The 4,652-nt window shown below is 78.0% G+C and carries 4 protein-coding genes; 3 read left to right on the forward strand and 1 reads right to left on the reverse strand.

What is annotated here, in order from left to right; all coding sequences use genetic code 11:
* Positions 1-229: 229 nt before the first annotated feature.
* On the reverse strand, positions 230-994 hold the full coding sequence (locus GTQ99_RS20035) for an MBL fold metallo-hydrolase (RefSeq protein ID WP_205707887.1): 765 nt from the start codon (positions 992-994) through the stop codon (positions 230-232).
* A 386-nt stretch (positions 995-1,380) separates the two neighbouring features.
* Here GTQ99_RS20035 and GTQ99_RS20040 point away from each other — a divergent pair, with 386 nt between their 5' ends.
* The 3 genes from GTQ99_RS20040 to GTQ99_RS27225 all read left to right on the forward strand — a co-directional run.
* Positions 1,381-2,511: a glycosyltransferase gene (locus GTQ99_RS20040; RefSeq protein WP_166617471.1), complete on the forward strand. Its 1,131-nt coding sequence runs from the start codon at positions 1,381-1,383 to the stop codon at positions 2,509-2,511.
* A 174-nt stretch (positions 2,512-2,685) separates the two neighbouring features.
* Positions 2,686-3,327 carry a GyrI-like domain-containing protein gene (locus tag GTQ99_RS20045; protein WP_166617472.1) on the forward strand — a complete coding sequence of 214 codons (642 nt, stop codon included), beginning with the start codon at positions 2,686-2,688 and terminating at the stop codon, positions 3,325-3,327.
* Positions 3,320-4,652: PAS domain-containing protein (locus GTQ99_RS27225; RefSeq protein WP_166617473.1), on the forward strand; the 1,333-nt coding region annotated here is incomplete at its 3' end. The genes GTQ99_RS20045 and GTQ99_RS27225, both read left to right, overlap by 8 nt.

The raw sequence follows: 4,652 nt of genomic DNA on the forward strand, positions 1-4,652 counted from the left end.
CTTTGCCTCGTCAGCCCTCCGGTGGCACGCTGAGCCCGGCCCGCCCCGGTGGAGGAGGACGCCTGGTCCACGCCGCTCGTGCTCGGCGTGGCCACGCGCCGGCGCGGGCCGGGCTCAGCGTGCCACCGGAGGGCTGACGAGGCAAAGATCCCGCCGTTCCCCTGAGCTGGGCAGGTGAGCGTGAGGAGCGGCTCCGCCCGGTGCGGGTGCTCCGCGGACGGCGAGCGCGTCAGCGCGGCGGCCGCGCGGGCGCGCACGCCCGCCCCACCGCCGCCTCCACCGCTGCCTCCACCGCTGCACGCACCGGCAGGTGCAGCGCAGGCCCGTGGCCGGGCAGGACCACGTCGGCGGCCAGGCCCGACAGCTGCTGCAGCGCCGCGGTGGCCGCGGCCGGGTCGTGGTGGAAGAAGGCGGGCAGCAGCTGCGGACCGCGCACCGCGCTGGTGGGGTGGGCGGTGACCAGGGCGTCCCCGGTCAGCACGACACCGTGCGCGGGCAGCAGGAAGGCGCTGTGCCCGGAGGTGTGCCCGTGGGTGGGCACCGGCACCGGCGCGCCGGGGACGTCCAGCGCTCCCGCACCGGGCCCGAAGGGGGCCGCGCGGGCCAACGGCGCGTCCCGGGTCCCGCCGCGCCGCAGCGCCCGCGCGGCCCAGAGCGCGGTGCGGGGCCGCCACGCGTGGCGCAGCACCGTGCCCACCCCCACCTGCTCGAGGTGCTCGCGGCGCGCGTGCGCCACCTCCACCGCGTCCAGCAGCACCTGGGCGCCGGGGGCGCGCTGCAGCAGCAGGTGCAGGCCGCCGACGTGGTCGACGTGGGCGTGCGTCACCAGGACGGCGCGCACGTCGCCGTGCCGGTGCCCGATCCGCTCGACCGAGGCGAGGACGTCCGCGGCGTCGCCGGGGTACCCGCCGTCGACGAGGGTGAGGTCCCGCCCCTCCCGCAGCAGGTGCCAGTTCACCAGCGGGGTGCTGACGCTGAAGACACCCGTCGCCACCTCGCTGACCTCGGGAACCGCCCGACCCATCGTCCTCCCTCTCCCCGGCGACGTTCCCGTCCACGGCTGGGCGCGGGCGGTCGTGACCGCCGAGCGTGCCCGCTGCCGCGCGGGTGCGCCATCCGTCAGGTGACTGCCGTCGGGGCCGTGACCGCTGCGGGAACCGCCCGGCCGACCCCGTCGGCCACCGGGTCCCTCCCAGGGGGTTTCCGGAGCAGTCGCACGGCGGATGCCGAGCGCGGCGGCGCTCGGCGACCATGTCCCCGGCGCCCTCCGGCGCCGGAACCCCCGGAACCCCCGAAACCCCACGAGACCTGCGGGAACCGCGGAACTCCCGGAACCCGCACCGCCCGGAACCGCCGGGCGGCCACCACTGGAAAGAGACCATGCGCATCCTGCTCAGCGGTGTCCCCGCCTTCGGGCACCTGCTCCCCCTGGCCCCCCTCGCCCGCGCCGCCGCCGAGGCCGGGCACGAGACCGCCCTGCTCACCAGCAGCGGCATGGCCGAGGGCGTCGCTCCGAACTTCCCCGGTGTCCCCGTGCTGGCCGGCGGGCCGATGGCCGAGGAGGTGTTCGCCGAGGTGGGACGCCGCACCGGCAACCCCGACGCGGCCGGGAACCCCACCCCCGAGGCGGTGGCGGAGTTCTTCGCCGGCGCCCGCGTGGACCTCAGCACCGAGCAGGCCCTCGCCTCGGCCCGCGGCTGGCGCCCCGACCTCGTCCTCGCCGAGGCCACCGACTTCGTCGGCCCGCTGGTGGCGGCCGCCCTGGGCGTCCCGTGGAGCGTGGTCGCCATGGGCCCGGCCGTCCCACCGGAGTTCACCGCGCCGATGCTCGCGCTGGCGGCCGAGCGGTACAGCGCCCGCGGGCTCGCCCCGACCCCGCCGCGCCACCACCTGGACCCCGTCCCCGCCGCGCTGCAGACGCCGGGCTGGGAACGCCCCGAGGGTCACCTGCCGGTGCGCCCCGAACCGCCGCACCGCACCGTGCCGGGCTGGGTGCCGCCGGTGTTCGAGGACGGCGCCGGCAAGGCGCGGGTGCTGCTGAGCCTGGGCACGGTGTTCTCGCGCCCGGAGGTGCTCGAGGAGGTCCTGCGCGGCATCGACCCGGACGCGGTGGACGTGGTGGCCAACCTGCCGACGGGCGCGCTGCCCGCCGACCGCCCCGGGGTGCGGTTCGTCCCGTTCGCCTCCATGCGGCAGCTGCTGGAGGGCGCCGACGCAGCCGTGGTCGCCGGCGGCTCGGGCACGGTGCTGTCCGCGGTCAGCGCCGGTGTGCCGCTGGTGGTCCTCCCCCAGGGCGCCGACCAGTTCTCCAACGCCCAGCGGGTGGCCGACGCCGGTCTCGGGGTGGCGGTCCAGAGCGCGGACCGGGTCGGCGGGGCCCTGGCGGCGGTGCTGGGCGGACCCTCGTACGCCGCGACGGCACGGCGCCTGGCCGAGGAGGTCGCCGCGATGCCGGACGCGGGCGCGGCGATCGACGTCCTGGTGGCGGAGGTGGCCGCGACCCACCGGTGAGGACCCCTGGCGCCGGAGCGCACCGGCGAGCATCCTGGCGCCGTGAGCGCACGCTCGACCGGCCGATGCCGCGACGCCCGCGACGCCCGCCACGCACGCCACGCACGCCACGCACGCCACGCCCGGCTGCCCGTCGCCGCCCCGCCCCGCCGGGCCGAGCGGGGGTGAGGGGCCGTGGCCACCGACGCCGAGAAGACCCTGGACCGCTACCGCGCCCGGCGCGGGGAGGTCCGCCTCCTCGAGGTGCCACCGCTGCGCTACCTGGCGGCCGACGGGCGGGGGGACCCCGACAGCAGCCCCGAGTACGCGACGGCCCTCCAGGCGCTGTACCCGCTCGCCCACGCGGTCAGGTCGTTCAGCAAGCGGGAACTGGGCAGGGACTACGTCGTGCCGCCGCTGGAGGGGCTCTGGTGGGCCGAGGACATGGCGGCGTTCACCACCGGCCGGGACAAGTCGGCGTGGAGCTGGACGTTGATGCTCGTGCTCCCGGACTGGATCGGCGCGGAGCACCTGCAGGCGGCGCGCACCGCCGTGGCGGGCAGGAGGGGTGCGGCGGCGGTGGACCGCGTCCGCGTCGAGGTGCTGGAGGAGGGCCTGTGCGCGCAGACGCTGCACGTGGGGGCCTTCGACGACGAGGGCCCGGTGCTGGCCGAGCTGCACGAGCGCTTCGTCCCCGAGCACGGCCTGGTCGTGACCGGACGGCACCACGAGGTGTACTTCAGCGACGCGCGGCGGACCGCCCCGGCGAAGCGGCGGACGCTCCTGCGCCAACCCGTGCGACCCGCGGCGGCGCCCGTGTCCTTCCGCGGTGAGTGATCGGGACCCGAGCACGGGCAGCGCCCCGGGCCCGCTCGCGCCGGCGGACCTGCCCAGCGTGGTGCACGACTCCCCCGCGGCGGTCCTGCTCGTCGACACCGTCACCGGCCGGGTCGTCCACGTCGACGACCTGGCCCGCCGGCTGGCACCGCGCGCGGACCTGCCCCTGGCGGTGGCGGACTGGGCCCGCGCGGCCGGCCTGCGCCTGCAGGAGGGGGGCACCGGGACCGGCGGCTCCGGCGCCACCTCGTGGGCGCACCTGGTGGCCGGTGAGCGCGGCACCGGCCGCCAGCGCACCGCCGTGCTGCTCGCGGACGCCCCGGACCAGCGGCGGGGGCCGGACGGCCCGCGGGCGCCGCGGGCGTGGTGGGCGATCGCCATGCCCGTGCTCGGGGCACCGGCCCCGCTGCGGGACCGTTCCCTGCTGGTGCTCATGCCGCTGGACCTGCCCGGCGGGCGGGCCGCCCCCTCCTCGGTGCTGGCCGGCGGGCTGGCGATGGCCATCAGCGACCCCACCCGCGAGGACGACCCGCTGGTCTGGGTCTCGCGCAGCTTCGAGCAGGTCACCGGCTACACCTCCACCGAGGTCCTGGGCCGCAACTGCCGCTTCCTGCAGGGCACCGACACCGACCCCGCCACCGTGACCCGCCTGCGCGAGGCGATCGCCGCCGACCGGGCGGTGGACGTGACGCTGCTGAACTACCGCCACGACGGTTCCGCCTTCCACAACCACCTGCTCGTCTCGCCCGTCTTCGACGCCGGCGGCCGCCTGATCCACCACGTCAGCGTCCAGAGCGACGTCACCCAGCAGGTCCTGACCGCCCGCCAGCGCGACGCGGCCCGCGCCGCGGGCGAGCGGGCCCGGGCCGAGACCCGGCGGGCCCAGGCGGCCCGCACCGCGGCCGAGCGGACCGGCCGATTCAACCAGCTCCTGCTGACGCTGAGCCAGGCGCTGGCCGCCGCCACCAGCGTCGAGGACGTGGCCGGGACGGTCACCGAGGTCGTGGCCCGCGAGATGGGCGCCGCCGGTGGCGGGCTGATGCTGGCGGACCCGACCCGCACCCGGCTGGACTTCGTCTCCACGGCGGCGATGCCGCCGGGCACCGACGGCGCCTGGTCGCGCATCGACTGGCACGAGGACGCCCCGCTGGCCCTGGCCGTGCGCAGCCGGCGGGCGCTCTTCTACCGCGACAGCGCCGCGATGCGCGCGGTGCACCCGGGCATCACCGCGCACGCCGAGCTGCCGGCCATGGGCGCCACCGTCACCCTGCCCCTGGTCTCCGCGGGCGCCACCGCGACCGCGGAGACCAGGGGCAGGGTGACGG

This window comes from Kineococcus vitellinus (genome assembly GCF_009906315.1).
GTDB lineage: Bacteria > Actinomycetota > Actinomycetes > Actinomycetales > Kineococcaceae > Kineococcus > Kineococcus vitellinus.